This is a genomic window from Lichenibacterium ramalinae (assembly GCF_004137085.1).
GTDB lineage: Bacteria > Pseudomonadota > Alphaproteobacteria > Rhizobiales > Beijerinckiaceae > Lichenihabitans > Lichenihabitans ramalinae.
The window spans coordinates 1-530 of the sequence record NZ_QYBC01000075.1 but is presented as its reverse complement, the minus strand read 5'-3'; the positions used below and the strand labels follow the sequence as shown (position 1 = coordinate 530).

Genomic DNA, 530 nt, shown 5'->3' with positions numbered 1-530 from the left:
CACAGCAGCCGCGACACCGCGAAGGCCCCGCACGCATTGGCGTAGGCGCAGGCCGTCTCGATCGGCTCGCCGCGCAGATAGCCACGCAGGAAGCCCGACATGAAGGCGTCGCCGGCGCCGAGCACGTTGTAGACCTCGACGGGGAAGCCCGGACCCTTGATGCCGGCGTCGATCTCGTCGGGGATCGGCCCGTCGAAGGCGACGCAGCCCATCGGGCCGCGCTTGCACACGATCAGCGCCCGCGGGCTGAGTTCGCGGATGACCCGGATGGCGGCGAGCGCGTCCTCGACGCCGCCGGCGATCATCAGCTCCTCTTCGGTGCCGACGATGACGTCGCAATCGGCGAGGACGGGGGCGAGGTGAGCGCTGACCGCGTCGGAGGCGATGAACCGCTCCTCGCCGGCGCCGTGGCCGGCGAGGCCCCACAGGTTCGGGCGGTAGTCGACGTCGAAGACGATCCTGCGGCCGTGCGCGGCGGCGTGGCGCATGGCCAGCTTCTGCGCCGCCGCCGTGGTTTCGCGGGCGAAATG

At 71.9% G+C, this 530-nt stretch carries 1 protein-coding gene; it reads right to left on the bottom strand.

The annotated features are described in order from the left end of the window. Positions 1-530 (bottom strand): PfkB family carbohydrate kinase (locus tag D3272_RS27080; RefSeq protein WP_245496819.1); only part of this gene is annotated, 530 nt, incomplete at both ends.